The 15,577-nt window shown below is 43.4% G+C and carries 16 protein-coding genes; 12 read left to right on the top strand and 4 right to left on the bottom strand.

What is annotated here, in order from left to right; genetic code table 11:
- The first annotated feature begins 182 nt into the window (after nucleotides 1–182).
- On the top strand, nucleotides 183–2,240 hold the full coding sequence (locus BLW16_RS03550) for a TonB-dependent receptor (RefSeq protein ID WP_090555219.1): 2,058 nt from the start codon (nucleotides 183–185) through the stop codon (nucleotides 2,238–2,240).
- 69 nt (nucleotides 2,241–2,309) lie between these two features.
- On the opposite strand, the gene BLW16_RS03555 is transcribed toward BLW16_RS03550, so the two are convergent.
- Nucleotides 2,310–2,654 carry a single-stranded DNA-binding protein gene (locus BLW16_RS03555; protein WP_090555220.1) on the bottom strand — a complete coding sequence of 115 codons (345 nt, stop codon included), beginning with the start codon at nucleotides 2,652–2,654 and terminating at the stop codon, nucleotides 2,310–2,312.
- A 153-nt stretch (nucleotides 2,655–2,807) separates the two neighbouring features.
- Between BLW16_RS03555 and BLW16_RS03560 the strand changes: the two genes are divergently transcribed.
- The 4 genes from BLW16_RS03560 to BLW16_RS03575 all read left to right on the top strand — a co-directional run bounded on the left by BLW16_RS03560 (nucleotide 2,808) and on the right by BLW16_RS03575 (nucleotide 5,890).
- Nucleotides 2,808–3,158, top strand: coding sequence for a hypothetical protein (locus BLW16_RS03560; RefSeq protein ID WP_090555221.1), 351 nt, complete (start codon nucleotides 2,808–2,810; stop codon nucleotides 3,156–3,158).
- Nucleotides 3,159–3,231: 73 nt separating this feature from the next.
- Nucleotides 3,232–3,945 carry a YqjF family protein gene (locus tag BLW16_RS03565; RefSeq protein ID WP_090555222.1) on the top strand — a complete coding sequence of 238 codons (714 nt, stop codon included), beginning with the start codon at nucleotides 3,232–3,234 and terminating at the stop codon, nucleotides 3,943–3,945.
- 51 nt (nucleotides 3,946–3,996) lie between these two features.
- A complete protein-coding gene (locus tag BLW16_RS03570; RefSeq protein WP_090555223.1) occupies nucleotides 3,997–4,635 on the top strand; it encodes a hypothetical protein in 639 nt (212 codons plus the stop codon).
- Nucleotides 4,636–4,687: 52 nt separating this feature from the next.
- On the top strand, nucleotides 4,688–5,890 hold the full coding sequence (locus tag BLW16_RS03575) for an MFS transporter (protein ID WP_090555224.1): 1,203 nt from the start codon (nucleotides 4,688–4,690) through the stop codon (nucleotides 5,888–5,890).
- On the opposite strand, the gene lgt is transcribed toward BLW16_RS03575, so the two are convergent.
- Complete coding sequence (gene lgt, locus BLW16_RS03580; RefSeq protein ID WP_090555225.1) at nucleotides 5,880–6,716, bottom strand: prolipoprotein diacylglyceryl transferase; 837 nt, start codon at nucleotides 6,714–6,716, stop codon at nucleotides 5,880–5,882. The two genes, BLW16_RS03575 and lgt, sit on opposite strands and share 11 nt — an antisense overlap.
- A gap of 146 nt (nucleotides 6,717–6,862) precedes the next feature.
- On the opposite strand from lgt, the gene BLW16_RS03585 reads away from it, so the two are divergent.
- On the top strand, nucleotides 6,863–8,275 hold the full coding sequence (locus BLW16_RS03585; protein WP_090555226.1) for a glycoside hydrolase family 30 protein: 1,413 nt from the start codon (nucleotides 6,863–6,865) through the stop codon (nucleotides 8,273–8,275).
- A 129-nt stretch (nucleotides 8,276–8,404) separates the two neighbouring features.
- Nucleotides 8,405–8,869 carry a hypothetical protein gene (locus BLW16_RS03590; protein WP_090555227.1) on the top strand — a complete coding sequence of 155 codons (465 nt, stop codon included), beginning with the start codon at nucleotides 8,405–8,407 and terminating at the stop codon, nucleotides 8,867–8,869.
- A 52-nt stretch (nucleotides 8,870–8,921) separates the two neighbouring features.
- Here BLW16_RS03590 and BLW16_RS03595 read toward each other — a convergent pair whose 3' ends face one another.
- Both BLW16_RS03595 and panB read right to left on the bottom strand, forming a co-directional pair.
- The gene (locus BLW16_RS03595) at nucleotides 8,922–9,608 is read right to left on the bottom strand and encodes an RluA family pseudouridine synthase (RefSeq protein ID WP_090555228.1); all 687 of its coding nucleotides are present in this window, start codon (nucleotides 9,606–9,608) and stop codon (nucleotides 8,922–8,924) included.
- Nucleotides 9,609–10,424 carry a 3-methyl-2-oxobutanoate hydroxymethyltransferase gene (gene panB / locus BLW16_RS03600; protein ID WP_090555229.1) on the bottom strand — a complete coding sequence of 272 codons (816 nt, stop codon included), beginning with the start codon at nucleotides 10,422–10,424 and terminating at the stop codon, nucleotides 9,609–9,611.
- Between the two features lie 259 nt (nucleotides 10,425–10,683).
- Between panB and carA the strand changes: the two genes are divergently transcribed.
- The 5 genes from carA (at nucleotide 10,684) to BLW16_RS03625 (ending at nucleotide 15,576) form a co-directional block, all read left to right on the top strand.
- The gene (carA, locus tag BLW16_RS03605) at nucleotides 10,684–11,796 is read left to right on the top strand and encodes a glutamine-hydrolyzing carbamoyl-phosphate synthase small subunit (protein WP_090555230.1); all 1,113 of its coding nucleotides are present in this window, start codon (nucleotides 10,684–10,686) and stop codon (nucleotides 11,794–11,796) included.
- 98 nt (nucleotides 11,797–11,894) lie between these two features.
- Nucleotides 11,895–12,662 (top strand): ABC transporter ATP-binding protein, encoded by a 768-nt coding sequence (locus BLW16_RS03610; protein ID WP_090555646.1) that lies wholly within the window; start codon nucleotides 11,895–11,897, stop codon nucleotides 12,660–12,662.
- 12 nt (nucleotides 12,663–12,674) lie between these two features.
- Nucleotides 12,675–13,766, top strand: a complete 1,092-nt coding sequence (locus tag BLW16_RS03615; RefSeq protein ID WP_090555647.1) for an ABC transporter permease — start codon at nucleotides 12,675–12,677, stop codon at nucleotides 13,764–13,766.
- A 109-nt stretch (nucleotides 13,767–13,875) separates the two neighbouring features.
- The gene (gene eno / locus BLW16_RS03620; RefSeq protein WP_090555231.1) at nucleotides 13,876–15,168 is read left to right on the top strand and encodes a phosphopyruvate hydratase; all 1,293 of its coding nucleotides are present in this window, start codon (nucleotides 13,876–13,878) and stop codon (nucleotides 15,166–15,168) included.
- Between the two features lie 108 nt (nucleotides 15,169–15,276).
- On the top strand, nucleotides 15,277–15,576 hold the full coding sequence (locus BLW16_RS03625; RefSeq protein WP_090555232.1) for an FtsB family cell division protein: 300 nt from the start codon (nucleotides 15,277–15,279) through the stop codon (nucleotides 15,574–15,576).
- The last annotated feature ends 1 nt before the right edge of the window (nucleotide 15,577 follow it).

A 15,577-nucleotide genomic window follows, 5' to 3' on the forward strand; every position in this document is an offset into this window, starting at 1 on the left:
ACCAGATACGTGTTTGAATATAAAAAATGCGGGAGGTTAGTAAAGAGCGTCAGTTACATTCATGGTAACAATTTCTTTATAAAGGACGTTCTTCATAAACATACTTTTCATTAACTTGTTAAAAAACATACATAAAATTAAACATACACATAAATGGACGACAACTACTCAGGCCCAAATAGATGAAGAAAATCCTAACATTAATTTTAGCAGCTTCATCCATCACTGGTTTTAGCCAGGTAAAGCAAGATACTTCCAGGAAACTAAATGAGGTGGTCATACGCCCTTATTTCTCCTCTCAGCCTTTAATCAGATCAACAGGTGCGGTGGGTACACTGGACCTGAACACCGTAACCCGGCAATCCAGCAGTTCACTGGTTCCCGCAATGAACACCATACCGGGCGTCCGCATGGAAGAGCGCTCCCCGGGAAGCTACCGTTTATCATTACGCGGAAGCCTTTTGCGCTCCCCGTTTGGGATCAGAAATGTAAAGATCTATTTTGATGATTTCCCTTTAACGGATGCCGGTGGCAATACCTATTTAAATGCACTTGATATCGCGGCCGCAGGCAGTATCGACATTTTAAAGGGTCCGCAAAGCAGCATCTACGGAGCAAATTCCGGAGGTGTGGTTCTCATTCACCCGCAGGTGCTCACAACGGACAGCACCAAAATAAACCTGAACCTTTCGGGTGGTTCCTTTGGCTTGTTTCGTGAAAATGTAGCCCTGGCTAAACAGTGGAAAAACTACCAGCTGAACCTTGTACAGTCTTACCAGAGAAGCGATGGTTATCGTGACAATAGCAGAATGGAACGCAAATATATACAGATTAACCAAAAATGGGATTACGCCAAAAATGCCAGCCTGGAGGCTCTCATATTTTATTCCGACTTATTTTACGACTTACCAGGCGGTTTAACCGCAGCTCAGTTTGCGGCAAACCCAAAATCAGCCAGACCCGCTACTGCAGCTACCAGAGGTGCTGTTGAACAACATTCCTCTGTATACAGCAAAACAGTTTACGGCGGGCTGACCAATAATTGGCAGATCAGCCCCGCCTTTAAGCATGTGATCTCTGTTTTCAGTACATACACCGATTTTAAAAGTCCTTTCATCACCAATTATGAGCGCAGAAAAGAGTTTACTATTGGGGTACGTACCTATGTGGAATATGAAAAGAATACTGCCGATGTGAACTGGAAATTTGACCTCGGTTTAGAAAGCTCCGGAACTTCTACGGATGATGTGAATTCCGATAATAATTTTGGTACACCTGCGGGGCTTCAGGCAGCAGACAAGTTAAGGGCTGCTACAAATTTCGGCTTCGCCAATCTGAACATAGATATTGCTAAAAAATTGCTGTTAGAATTATCAGCAAGCGGAAATCTATACGGATACCATTACAAAAGCAGCTTCCCGGTAGTTGTCTCAGAACAAAAACGGAGTTTTGACCTGCAGTTTATGCCAAGGGCCGCCCTCTCCTACCTGTTTACTCCGGACCTGTCCGCCAGGGCTTCCATCAGCAGGGGATATTCACCGCCTACACTGGCAGAGATAAGATCTTCCGATAATATCATCAATACCCAGCTTGAACCAGAAAAGGGCTGGAATTATGAAACAGGGTTCAGATACCAGCTGGCACAAAAACGGATATCCATCGATGTCACCGGGTTTTATTACCGCCTCAACAATGCCATCGTCAGGAGACAGAATGAAAATGGAACTGAATTTTTCATCAATGCCGGCGGCACCAAACAACTGGGAGCAGAAACATCACTGTCTGCATGGATTATTCAGAACAACAATACACATTTCATCAGGGGATTAATGTTAAGCAACGCTTACACGTTAAGCCATTTCAAATTTAACAATTACATCAGTTCAGGTGCAGACCTGTCCGGCAAGGATCTTACAGGTGTGCCAAGGGGGGTAGTCGTAACAGGTCTTGAAGTACTGTTACCCAAAGGACTGTATGTATTTTTGCAGCATAACTACACCTCTAAACTTCCTTTAACAGATGCAAATACAGTTTATGCCGGTAAATATCACCTGTTACAGGCTAAAGTGGGTATCAAGGATATAAAGATCGGGAAAACACGGTTTGAAATTTATGCCGGAGCAGATAATATCCTGAACCAAAAATACAGTTTAGGGAATGACCTGAATGCAGCAGGTGCACGGTACTTCAATGCAGCAGCTTCCAGAAACTTCTACGGCGGGTTAAACGCACGTTTTTAACCGCCGCCCGGTTTAAAGCAGGTTCAAACAAAATTGGAAGTCACAATGGCTGACTTCCAATTTGAATGTTCATAACTGGTATCTGTCTACCACTTCCAGTTCGTTCACCACAATCTCAACAGTAAAACGCTGCTCACCATTCTTATCCGTATAGGACTGTGTGCTGAGTTTACCTTCAATTCGCAATGCGGCCCCCTTCTTCACCGTGTCCTTTACCAGGTCCACCTTCTGGTTCCAGAAAATAAGATTGAACCATTGTGTCTGGTCAACGGCCTCGCCCAGGCTGTTCTTGTAAAATTCGTGTACGCCAAGGCTTATCCTGGCCATTTTTTTCTCAGTGGCGAAATTAATGATCACAGGATCTGCGCCCACATACCCCGTTAATCTTACGCTGTTTCTTACTCTTTCCATCATGTTTTAAATATTAGTTACCACAAATTCCATAAAGCAAATATGAAAAGAGACGACGAAAGTAACCGTGTATTAAACGTTTAAAACCGGATAAGTAAATTTTATTTTGACATATAAATAACTTGGGATTAATTTTAAACAGAAATAATTAAAAAAATGGAGTATTGTCTGGACTGCGGTGGAAAATTAAGGGGGCGCCCCGATAAGAAATTCTGCGATGGCTATTGCAGAAGCCACTACAATAATGAATTGAATAAAAACAAAAATGCAGCGCTGAAGGAAATCAACGGCATACTGAAAAAAAATGCGGGTATCCTCGAAAAGCTCGGTAAAATTGGTCTTACTACCTTCACACAGCAGATGCTTTTTATTGAAGGTTTTGATTTTAAATTTTTTACCCACCAGGCTCACGGAAAACACGGAGAGGTATATAAATGCTGCTATAATTACGGGTACCGGTTCATCAATGATGACGAACTTTTGTTATTTATTGTACCTCCCGCTTAACTTGTAACGGAAAAGGTACAGAATGTCGGTTACGTTTAGTACTTTGGCTTGTCAATTATTAATACCTAACACCATGAGCTTTCTAACCGCAGAATGGAGAAAATTAGCAATTGCTAATTATGCCATCGACAAAAGCGTTCTGACACCATACCTCCCGGTAGGCACAGAGCTGGATTTATGGCAGGATACCTGTTATGTGAGTTTAATTGGTTTCCTGTTTAAAAACACGCGGTTGCTCGGATTCAGCATCCCCTTCCACGCAAATTTTGAAGAGGTTAACCTCCGCTTCTATGTGAAATATAAAGACGCTGGTACCTGGAAGCGGGGTGTGGTATTTATTAAGGAAATTGTTCCAAAGTTTGCACTTTCAGTAGTGGCAAACACGATCTATAATGAAAATTATGAGACAATGCCGATGACACACCGCTGGTCTGAGACTGAAGATGAAAGAGCTGTCGAGTACAGATGGAGATGTAAGAATGAGTGGCAGTCGTTCCAGGTGACAGCAAACAGGGGGCTATCCGAAATTTTAAACGGCAGCGAGGCCGAATTCATCACAGAACATTACTGGGGATATGCCAGATACAATAGCGTAAAAACCAATGAATATGAAGTAAGGCATCCAAAATGGGCGCAGTATAAGGTCAGAGATTTTAAGATCGATGTTGACTTTGGCCTGGTATATGGTGAAGAATTTGAATTTCTAAACCGACAGGAACCTGTATCGGTGATGCTGGCAGAAGGATCAGATATCTCCGTAGAAGGTAAAAAGGTAATTTTAGGATAAACAAATACCCGGGTGAATACTGGTTTCAATATAGCTGAGCGCTTAATATAAATGATATCAACAAAAGAACTTCAATTGCTGCCCGGCAGCATGGCGTTGCGAAATACCTGTAAAGCGATGGCAGTACTGGATGCCATACTCTGCCAGGACTGGATATACCGTTATTATTCCTATAACAGTGAATGGAGCGAAGACGAGGAATTCTTTGAAATGAGGAATGGGGAAGGCGATCAGCTGCTGATTCTTTTTAAAGATGAAGGCACTGTCATTAACGGCTATTTCGCAGCCGCCGAACAGGGTGATAAAATGCAGCTGACCAATCAGCTTCCTGAAGTATTCCACGAGTTTATCTTTGGAGAACCCGTAAATTCTGCGGGCACAACCTTCTGCGTATGGAAACACGGAGACCAGGATTGGGCAACAGGAATACCGGCTCAAAGTGACGATCATTCAGAAGAATTGCTAAGCCCGCTGGATGCAAACCCGGCAACTTATGTAAAATGGGCCACCGAATATTTTAAAGGCAGTTACAAAGATGGCGGCCTCCCCCTGGACACGGTGACCAGTATCTATAACCAACAGCCGCTCGGCAGGGAAATGGTTTTAACACTTGTTGACCAGCTGGAAGACTGGGAGCAGCTGACCGAGGACCTGAAAGAAATTTCATACCCGTATCATATAAACAGCTAAAACGTATTCACTCATATTAAATTCATACTTTTGCAAAAATATTGCGCATAGGATGAAGCTACTCAAACTGATCTCAAACACAAAAACAAGCCTGATTACACTCTGCCTCGGGGGCGTTACCCTGGGAATGACAGAATTTATGATGATGGGTGTATTGCCTGATGTGGCTAAATCATTAGCTATCAGTATTCCCGCAGCAGGTAACCTCATTGCTATTTATGCTTTGGGCGTAATTGTGGGAGCCCCGGTGATGGTCGGTGTATTGGGCAAATATCCGCCCAAGAGAGTGCTCATCGGACTGATGATCACAGTAGCCTGTGGCAATATCTTATTCAGCATAGCCCCTACTTACGGACTGCTGCTTGTTGCCCGTTTTCTTGTAGGCCTGCCACATGGTGCTTTCTTTGGAATCGGAGCCGTAGTTGCCAGTAAACTGGCAGATCCCGGCAGTGAAGCAAAATCAGTCTCGGTCATGTTTGCCGGACTAACTATCGCCAATATTTTAGGTGTTCCACTCGGCACTTTCATCGGCCATAACTTCAGCTGGAGGATTTCCTTCTTCCTGATCTCAGCAATGGCGCTGATTACCGCAGCAAGTATAAAACGTTGGTTACCCATGCTGCCTTCGCAATCAGACACTAAGTTTTCAGACAGTCTGAAAGTTTTTAAAAAACCTGAACTCTGGATCATCATCGGCATTTCTGCCATTGGAACAGGTGGCCTTTTTGCCTGGATCAGCTATATTGCCCCACTGATGACAGAAGTTGCCCATTTCAGCAGCAATATGATCACGCCTATTATGATTGTAGCCGGACTAGGGATGGCTGTAGGAAATTTCGTTGGCGGCCGTTTGGCAGACAGGTTCTCTCCGCTTAAAACTACCCTCTATCTGCTGCTGGCGATGATCATTGTATTGACACTCGTTGCCCTGCTCAGCCAGTTTAAAGTTGCGGCGCTGATACTTACCTTTATAACGGGCGGACTAGCATTTGCGGTGATCGCCCCGATGCAGATGTTAATGATCGGCGCAGCGAAAGGAGCCGAAATGCTGGCATCGTCAGCAATGCAGGCAAGCGCAAACATGGGAAATGCTTTAGGGGCTTTTCTCGGTGGATTACCAATAGCCGCAGGCTTCGGTTATACTTCTCCCGAATATGTTGGTGCTTTACTGGCTTTCGTTGGATTTTTATTCTGTATACTGCTAAGCTGGAGATTTAGTGCAAAGGTGAAGCTGGAAACCGCCGCTATTGCCTAGCAACCTTTACAGCTGTCTCCTGCTGCGCCCCTCCTTTCAGGTACATAATCAATATACCTGTAAGGATAAACGGGATACTCAGGATCTGGCCCATATTCAGAAGGAGACCGGCTTCAAAAGCACTCTGGTCTTCTTTAATAAATTCAATTCCCAATCTGAAACAGAAGATCAGGAAGATCACCATCCCAAAATAAAATCCTGATGCCCTCGGATATTTCTTTACCATCATATATACAAAAGTAAAGATGAGCAGATAAGCGATAGCTTCATACAGCTGCGCGGGATGACGCGGAATAGTGTCGTCTTTCAGGAAGATAAAAGCCCAGCTTACATCAGAGGGTTTGCCGATGATCTCGGAATTCATCAGGTTCCCTAAACGAATAAAGGTTCCCGCCAAAGGCACTACGAGTGCAATCTGATCCAGCATAAACCATAATTTGAGCTTAAACTTACGGCAGAACAGCACCAGGCTTACCATAATTCCAATCCCGCCGCCATGGCTGGCGAGACCCTGAAAGCCGGTAATCTTAAATTCAGGGGTAAAGGTAAAGGGTAGGATAATCTCAAGCGGATGTTTGGAATAATAGGCGAAATCGTAAAAAAGGCAATGCCCGAGCCTTGCACCGGTCAGCGTTCCCAGTACTACGTAGACAGTCAGAGAATCCATCAGGGCCACATCAATGCCGTGTTTCTCGAACTGCTTTTTAACCACAATATAACTGGAAACAAAAGCAAGAAGGAAAAACAGGGAGTAATATCTCACTGCAAAAAATCCCAAATCGATAATGGAATCGCTGGGATTCCATATTACTGTATCTACAACCATGCCTGCAAAGATATACCATATCTACACATATGCAATGACGCCGCAGCATATAGCACCGGGTATTCAGAGAATTTAAAAAGGGAATGATATATTTGATTACTAAAGGCTGTTCATTTATCCTTTGGTATTTATAATAGGTATGACTAATGAAGAAATTGATAGTATGTGCACTTACAGTTGCCCTCGCAGCCTGTTCAGCAACAAAAAAAACAGCAAACAGTGGCGGTGCTTCAACAAGTGACGTTGCCTTCTGGCTCACCAAAGGCGACCGGTCTGCATTACTGGAAAAGCAAAATGCAGTGCTGAATTTTGGTACTGACCAGAACAACAATCCAACCATTGCTATTGATGAAACGCAAAAATTTCAGCGCATGGATGGCTTTGGTTACACGCTTACAGGCGGCAGCGCAGGCCTGATCAATGCAATGGATGCCCAGGCACAGGATTCCCTGCTACAGGAGCTGTTCTCCACAAAAAACAACGGCATCGGCGTAAGTTACCTCAGGATCAGTATTGGTGCTTCTGATATGAGTGCTGACACGTTTACTTACAATGAACTTCCTGCCGGACAAACAGACATCAACCAGCAAAAATTCTCCATCACAAAGGAGATGGGCGCCCTGATCCCCGTCCTGAAAAAGATCATCGCCATTCAGCCTGATATCAAAATCCTGGGATCGCCATGGACGGCGCCTACCTGGATGAAAACCAACAATAGTTTTAAGGGTGGCAGCCTGAAACCGGAATACTATCAGTCATATGCCAGCTACCTGCTAAAATACATAAGGGCAATGAAGGCCCATGGAATTACGATCGATGCGGTCACTATCCAGAATGAGCCTTTACATCCGGGTAACGTTCCAAGTATGTATATGGAAGCGAAAGATCAGGCTGTTTTTATCAAAACGGCTCTGGGACCTCTGTTTAAATCATCAGGAATTACAACAAAGATCATTGTATATGACCACAATGCTGACCACCCGGATTATCCTATTACCATTTTAAATGATGCCGAAGCTAAGCCTTATGTAGATGGATCTGCATTCCATTTATATGCCGGTAAGATCGGCGCTTTAACAACGGTGCATGACGCGCATCCCGACAAAAACCTGTACTTCACCGAACAGTGGGTTGGCGGACCGGGTAAGTTTGATGAAGACCTGAAATGGCATGTGTCTACACTGATTATCGGTGCTACACGTAACTGGAGCCGCAATGTACTGGAATGGAACCTGGCTGCTGATCCGAATTTTGGCCCTCATACCGTTGGCGGCTGCGTCACCTGTTTAGGTGCAATTACCTTGAGCCCAGCAGTAACACGGAACGTTGCCTGGTATATCATCGGCCATGCCTCTAAATTTGTCCGTCCCGGCTCAGTGAGGATCGCATCTAACATCACAAACGATTTACAGAACGTAGCTTTTACTACTCCTGAAGGAAAAACCGTACTGATCGTTGCAAACGGAAATCATACCGAACAGTCGTTTAATATAAAAAGTAAAGGAAAAACTGTGACTGCTACTTTGCCGGGCGGAGCTGTAGGAACCTTTGTCTGGTAATTAAAATTTGCTTCAGGCACAAAGTTTGGCAAGGCTATTGCTGATAACAGGATAATTATCTATTGACAGCTATCCTGTTTTTCGTTGAAGAAACGCGATATACCAATTACGACACATAAATACATACATATGAACAAATCAATTTTACTACTTACTGCAATTGCCGGTTTCCTAACAGCCTGCCAGAATAAAACATCAGAAGAACAGGTTGACAGCCTGGCTAAATCTCCGGACACAGTTCCCTCCCAGTCAAAAGCATGTTATGCATATATCAAAGACAGGGATACCGTTTCTCTCTCCTATACTATAGCAGGAAATGCCATTGCAGGGGAATTCAGCAATAACCTGTTTGAAAAAGACAAGAATTCAGGAGAGATCAATGGAATAATTAAAGGAGATACCATTCTTGCAGATTATACCGCCAAAGGCGAAGGTGTAACCTCAGTAAGGCAGGTAGCATTTTTAAAGAAGGGCACCCAGCTATTACAGGGTTATGGCGATACAAAAGAAGAAGGTGGCAAATTGGTTTTTACCAAGCCGCATGACCTTAAATTTATCAGTGCCGTCGCACTGACCGCTTCAGACTGTAAATAGTCCCTGCCTTCCCAGCCTAGGCTGTGCCCGCAGAAGGAGCTCTAGACTGTCTTTAAAAGGCTTCGAAGCGCTCCCAGAACCCGTCAACAGGGAGCTTGGCAAAAATGCTTACCGGTTCCTTTTTTACGGGATGCAGGAACTGCAGTTTCCGTGCATGCAGACAGATACTTCCTTTACGGCTACCACGTGGGTAGCCGTATTTGTTATCTCCTACTATCGGGCATCCGAGAGTGGATAACTGCACCCTGATCTGATGGGAACGTCCTGTTAAAGGATCAACCTCTATCAGGTAATAACCACCAAGCTCGCCGATCAGTCGATAACTCAGCTCTGCCCGCTGACTGCCCTCTACCTCTTTGAGGTGTGGCGTAACCACATTTGTCTTTGGGTTTTTCACCAGCCAGTGTACCAGCGTACCGGATAGATTTGCAGGTTTATTGCGCACCACAGCCCAATACGTTTTCTTTACTTCCCTGTTCTTGAAGACAGCATTCATCCGCTCCAGTGCTTTACTTGTTTTTGCAAACAGGATCACGCCGCTTACGGGGCGGTCCAGACGGTGTACCACACCGAGGAATGCACCGCCAGGTTTGTTATATTTTGCGGCAATGTACTTTTTCACCATTTCATCCAAAGGTTCATCCTTTGTTTCATCTACCTGTACAATATCACCGGCACGTTTGTTAATGGCGATGAGATGATTGTCTTCGAAAAGTATGTCTTTATCAGTTACCGGCATCTAGTATTGCTCCTTTTCATTTGGGAAGTCGTTCGCTTTTACATCTTTGATATACGCCTGCGCGGCGCCAAGGATCTCTTCATATAAGTTCAGGTACTGACGAAGGAACCGCGGCTTGAAGCCTTTGGTTAAACCAATCATGTCATTCACCACCAGCACCTGTCCGTCACAGTGCGGCCCGGCACCAATTCCTATAACAGGAATATGAAGGCTTTCTGCAACTCCCTTAGCCAGTACTGCAGGTATCTTTTCCAGAACAACAGCAAAACAGCCTGCATCCTGCAAGGCCATGGCGTCAGTCTTCAGCTTTTCTGCCTCTGCCTCGTCCTTTGCCCTTACTGTATAAGTACCAAATTTATAAATAGACTGTGGTGTAAGCCCCAGATGCCCCATTACGGGAATGCCTGCTGTAATGATCCGTTCTATGGAATCAACAATTTCAGTACCGCCTTCCAGTTTTACCCCATGTGCACCAGATTCTTTCATGATCCTGATCGCAGAACTCAGCGCTTCTTTTGAATTGCCCTGGTAGGAACCGAAAGGAAGGTCGACCACCACAAAAGCCCTTGTTGCTCCCCTCACTACACCCTGTGCATGATAGATCATCTGATCCAGGGTAATCGGCAAAGTAGTTTCATGCCCTGCCATCACATTAGAGGCTGAGTCACCCACCAATAAAACATCTAAACCCGCATCGTCGAGAACTGTGGCCATAGAATAGTCATAGGCCGTTAACATAGATATTTTTTCACCACTCTGTTTCATTTCCTGCAGAATGTGGGTTGTTATACGCTTTACTTGTTTGTGTACAGACATAAATTTATGCATTAAGCGGACAAAATTAGGGTATTCATTTGAGAAACTGATGGCTTAACGCTTATTATATATACCACGGCTCGTAACATTTTAATCCTTTCAAAAAAAATATTGATATGACTGCGCAAAAACCTATCTTTGTATCCCGAAATGAACGGATTATTCAATAGCACATTTTTCAACACTTACGGCGATCTCAAATTCGCAATTTCCGGTTCATTAACCCCTTTTTTCAAATTATTTTCTCATTTTAATTACAATGACTAACTACACCAAGTTACCTGCGATCTTGTTATTGGCTGACGGTACCGTTTACCACGGTAAAGCTGCCGGAAAAATTGGTACAACAACAGGAGAGATTTGTTTCAATACAGGAATGACAGGGTATCAGGAAATATTTACTGATCCTTCTTATTTCGGTCAGATCATGGTCACTACGAATGCCCATATCGGTAATTATGGAATTCATAAAGAAGAGATCGAATCAGATTCGATTAAGATTGCGGGTCTGGTTTGCAAGAATTACAACATTGGCTATAGCCGCAAAGAGGCGAGTGAATCCATACAGGATTATTTCCAGAATGAGAATATTGTTGGGATATCTGATATTGACACCCGTTCACTGGTCAGAAAGATCAGGGACCAGGGAGCAATGAACGCCATTATTTCGTCAGAGATCACTGATATTGAAGAACTGAAAGCTAAACTGGCTAACGTCCCTTCTATGGACGGACTTGAACTCTCTTCGCAGGTTTCTACAAAAGAGGCTTATTTTTACGGATCTCCTGATGCGACCTATAAAGTTGCAGCCGTGGATTTCGGGATCAAGAAAAATACCCTGCGTAATTTTGATGAAAGAGACCTCTATGTACAGGTTTTCCCGGCGAAAACTTCATTTGAAGAAATGGATAAATGGGGAGCCGACGCTTACTTTATTTCCAATGGCCCCGGCGATCCGGCAGCAATGCCATACGCTATTGACATGGTGAAAGAGATCCTTGCGGCTGATAAGCCGCTGTTTGGTATTTGCTTAGGTCATCAGTTGCTTGCACAGGCAAACGGAATTGGCACGATGAAAATGTTTAACGGCCACAGAGGACTGAACCACCCGGTAAAAAATATCATTAAAGATCATTGTGAAGTAACTTCTCAGAACCACGGTTTTGGTGTGATCCCTGACGAAGTGAGGAACTCTGATAAAGTAGAAATCACACACATCAACTTAAACGACCAGTCGATTGAAGGTATCCGCGTTAAAGGAAAGAAAGCATTCTCGGTACAATACCACCCTGAATCTTCTCCGGGCCCGCATGATTCACGTTACCTCTTCGATGATTTCGTGAATATGATCACAAGCGAAAAAACCTGGTAGATCATTTCTCCCGCGTTTAACCATCATTTTACTACCATATTTAAAAAGGATTGTGCAATATCAATCCTTTTTGCATGAAACCTTATTACAATTATCCTATGGATAGAAACAACGCCATTATCAGTGTACGTAATCTGGTAAAAAATTATGATGACTTCACCGCGGTGAAGGGGCTGAGCTTTGATGTCTATGAAAATGAAATTTTCGGACTCCTTGGCCCTAATGGTGCAGGAAAAACCACGACTCTGGAAATTATAGAGACCCTTCGTGAAAAAACATCAGGAGAAATTACGGTAGATGGTTTTTCAGTAGATCATGATGCCAATGAAATTAAACGCATTATAGGCGTGCAGCTGCAGGCCGCGGGTTACTATCCTAATCTTAACCTCGTGGAACTGATGGAACTTTTTGCCGGCCTTTACGGGGTGAACATCAAACCGATGGAAATGCTCGAAAAGGTAAACCTGCAGGATAAGGCAAAAGCAAAATACAAGGCACTTTCCGGCGGACAAAAACAACGTTTTTCTATTGCTACCACGTTGCTCAATTCTCCAAAGATCATTTTCCTGGATGAACCCACTACGGGTCTGGACCCCCAGGCCAGGCGCAACTTATGGGACCTGATCGTTGAGATCAGGAAAAACGGTACAACGGTAGTCATCACCACCCATTATATGGACGAAGCTGAACAGCTTTGTGACCGTGTAGCTTTTGTAGAACGCGGAGAGATCATCGCGCTGGATACGCCGGACAACCTGATCGATCAATTGCTGGCACGCGGATTTGAACGGACAAAAGAAGTAAAAAAAGCCAACCTGGAAGATGTATTCATCAACCTGACCGGCAAAGAATGGCGTGAAGGCTAAATGATATCAAAAATGAATAAACCGTATAACCATACCAAGGCTACCCTTGCACTTGCCAAAGCCAGTTTCCGCTCTATCATGCGGAGTCCTTCGGCTGTAGTTTTCACCCTTGCCTTCCCCTTAGTATTTATTCTTGTCTTCGGATTTATGGGTGGCGGAGGAATCAAAGTAGATCTGGCTGTGGCTCCCGGCTCTGATATGCAGAATCCCGTGATCAAAGCACTGGAACAAACTGCAGTGATCAATTTAGTGAAAGATAAAAGCACGGCTGAAATTGATCAGCAACTGGAAAAAGGAAACATTGCAGGAGTAATCGATGTGCATAAAAACACAGTGCCCCAGCCCGCTTACCTGGCAGATGTTAAATATACTTCTGCATCTCTGGATAAAGGAAATATCCTGAAATCTGTTCTGAATAACCTGATGTACAGCCTCAATACAAGAGACCTGAAACCTTCGGTAGCGAAGATCAAAGAAAGTACCGTACATGGCAGAACATACAGAACTATAGACTTTATTTTGCCGGGACAGCTGGGCTTTTCCCTGCTGAGCACCGGTGTATTCGGAACGGCCTTCGTATTTTTTAGCCTCCGGCAGACGCTGGTGATCAAACGTTTTTTTGCTACGCCTGTCAAAAGATCCAGCATCATTTTAGGCGAAGGGCTCGCCAGGATAGGGTTTGCCCTTCTCGGAGCGGTGTTTATTATCGTGATCGGCCATTTCTTTTTCCATTTTACGCTGATCCATGGCGTGGTCACTGTATTGAACATGCTGGTTCTTTCTGTGATCGGACTGATTGTTTTTATGGGGTTCGGATTCGTGGTATCCGGCATAGCCAGGAGCGAAAGCACCATTCCACCGATATCAAACATTATTACGCTGCCTCAGTTTTTATTGTCAGGCACTTTTTTTTCTATTGACCATTTCCCTGTATGGCTGCAGCCGATCAGCAGGGCAATGCCGCTTACGTATCTGAATGATGCGATGAGACAAGTTGCATTTGAAGGCGTGGGATTGTGGGATGTAAAACTGCAGATTTTAATTATGGTAATCTGGGGCATTGGAATATATGCACTGGCAGTCAAGGTATTCAAGTGGGAATAATTTTATAGGCCAATCCGTCACTATAATTTAAATTTTATTTTAACTTTGATTATCAACTGGGTAATTGTAATATTTACACTAAGGATATATAACACTTAAAACAAATAAAATGAGTTTAATTATTGATGTTCATGCAAGGCAAATCCTCGATTCAAGAGGTAACCCTACTGTTGAAGTAGAAGTAATCACTGAAAATGGTCAAATGGGCCGTGCCGCTGTACCATCTGGTGCAAGTACAGGTAAACACGAAGCTGTTGAATTAAGAGATGGGGATAAAAAAGTCTACATGGGCAAAGGTGTTTTAAAGGCTGTTGAAAATGTAAACAAGAAAATTGCTAAAGAACTTCAGGGAATTGATGTTTTTGAGCAAAATCTGATTGACAAAGCCATGATCGACCTTGACGGATCAGAAAACAAAGGCAATTTAGGCGCTAACGCTATCTTAGGCGTTTCACTGGCTGTAGCTAAAGCTGCTGCCCAGGAAAGCAGACAACCGTTATACCGTTACATTGGCGGTGTAAATGCAAATACATTACCTGTTCCAATGATGAACATCCTGAATGGCGGCGCTCATGCGGATAACAAAATTGATTTCCAGGAATTCATGATCATGCCGTTAGGTGCAAGCAGTTTCTCTGAAGCATTACAAATGGGAACTCAGGTATTTCACCACCTGAAAGATGTATTGAAGAAAAAAGGATATTCTACTAACGTAGGTGATGAAGGTGGTTTTGCACCAAATATCGGTTCAAACGTTGAGGCAATTGAAACGGTATTAACTGCAATCGAAACTGCTGGTTTTACCCCTGGTAAAGACATCTGGATCGCTATGGATGCTGCTGCATCTGAAATGTATGATTCGAAAACCAAAACCTATAACTTCCATAAATCATCAGGCGAGAAATTAACTTCAGATGAGATGGTTAAATACTGGGTAGACTGGGCTAACAAATACCCAATCGTTTCTATTGAAGATGGTTTGGATGAAGATGACTGGGATGCATGGGAAGCTTTAACATTGGCTATCGGCAACAAAGTACAGCTGGTAGGTGATGATTTATTTGTAACTAACGTAAAACGTTTACAACAAGGTATCGATAAAAACATTGCAAACTCTATCCTGGTTAAAGTAAACCAAATCGGTACATTAACTGAAACTATTAATGCTGTATCGCTGGCACAATACAATGGTTATACCTCAGTAATGAGTCACCGTTCAGGTGAAACTGAAGATACAACTATCGCTGATTTAGCTGTAGCATTAAACTGTGGCCAGATCAAAACTGGTTCAGCTTCACGTTCAGACAGGATTGCAAAATACAACCAATTGTTACGTATAGAAGAAGAATTAGGTTCTGCTGCACGTTTCATCGGTAAAGATTTCAAATTCATTAAAAAATAATATTTCTTTTTCCTGCCGGCAATTCAGGTTGTTAGCAGATGAGGATCAGCATTTTAAAAACATCCGGAGTTTTAAACTTCGGATGTTTTTTTTATTTACATTTGTAATATGAACAGATTGCTGGACATTTTTAGGAACAAATACTTTCTGTCAGCCGCAGCCTTTGCGGTATGGATGTTATTCTTTGATAAGAATGACATGCTCTCACAATATGAATACCGTACCGAAGTTCATAAGTTACAGGAAGAAAAAGACTTTTATGAGAAAGAAACTGCCCAGGTAAAAAAGGATCTCAATGAGTTAAGTACAAACCTGAACACTGCCGAGAAATTTGCCAGGGAGAAATACTTCATGAAAAAGGACAATGAAGACGTGTTCGTGATCATTAAGGAAACACCTAAAGACTAGC

Origin of the sequence: Pedobacter hartonius, assembly GCF_900107535.1 — a bacterium.
Taxonomy (GTDB): domain Bacteria; phylum Bacteroidota; class Bacteroidia; order Sphingobacteriales; family Sphingobacteriaceae; genus Pedobacter; species Pedobacter hartonius.

Bases quoted from the DNA above. Each gene is read 5' to 3' on its own strand.
- BLW16_RS03570 (WP_090555223.1), top strand. From the start codon at position 3,997: ATGATATCAACAAAAGAACTTCAATTGCTGCCCGGCAGCATGGCGTTG.
- BLW16_RS03595 (WP_090555228.1), bottom strand. From the start codon at position 9,608: ATGCCGGTAACTGATAAAGACATACTTTTCGAAGACAATCATCTCATC.
- BLW16_RS03565 (WP_090555222.1), top strand. From the start codon at position 3,232: ATGAGCTTTCTAACCGCAGAATGGAGAAAATTAGCAATTGCTAATTAT.
- panB (WP_090555229.1), bottom strand. From the start codon at position 10,424: ATGTCTGTACACAAACAAGTAAAGCGTATAACAACCCACATTCTGCAG.
- BLW16_RS03625 (WP_090555232.1), top strand. From the start codon at position 15,277: ATGAACAGATTGCTGGACATTTTTAGGAACAAATACTTTCTGTCAGCC.
- BLW16_RS03585 (WP_090555226.1), top strand. From the start codon at position 6,863: ATGAAGAAATTGATAGTATGTGCACTTACAGTTGCCCTCGCAGCCTGT.
- eno (WP_090555231.1), top strand. From the start codon at position 13,876: ATGAGTTTAATTATTGATGTTCATGCAAGGCAAATCCTCGATTCAAGA.
- BLW16_RS03590 (WP_090555227.1), top strand. From the start codon at position 8,405: ATGAACAAATCAATTTTACTACTTACTGCAATTGCCGGTTTCCTAACA.
- BLW16_RS03550 (WP_090555219.1), top strand. From the start codon at position 183: ATGAAGAAAATCCTAACATTAATTTTAGCAGCTTCATCCATCACTGGT.
- BLW16_RS03575 (WP_090555224.1), top strand. From the start codon at position 4,688: ATGAAGCTACTCAAACTGATCTCAAACACAAAAACAAGCCTGATTACA.
- BLW16_RS03615 (WP_090555647.1), top strand. From the start codon at position 12,675: ATGAATAAACCGTATAACCATACCAAGGCTACCCTTGCACTTGCCAAA.
- lgt (WP_090555225.1), bottom strand. From the start codon at position 6,716: ATGGTTGTAGATACAGTAATATGGAATCCCAGCGATTCCATTATCGAT.
- BLW16_RS03610 (WP_090555646.1), top strand. From the start codon at position 11,895: ATGGATAGAAACAACGCCATTATCAGTGTACGTAATCTGGTAAAAAAT.
- carA (WP_090555230.1), top strand. From the start codon at position 10,684: ATGACTAACTACACCAAGTTACCTGCGATCTTGTTATTGGCTGACGGT.
- BLW16_RS03555 (WP_090555220.1), bottom strand. From the start codon at position 2,654: ATGATGGAAAGAGTAAGAAACAGCGTAAGATTAACGGGGTATGTGGGC.
- BLW16_RS03560 (WP_090555221.1), top strand. From the start codon at position 2,808: ATGGAGTATTGTCTGGACTGCGGTGGAAAATTAAGGGGGCGCCCCGAT.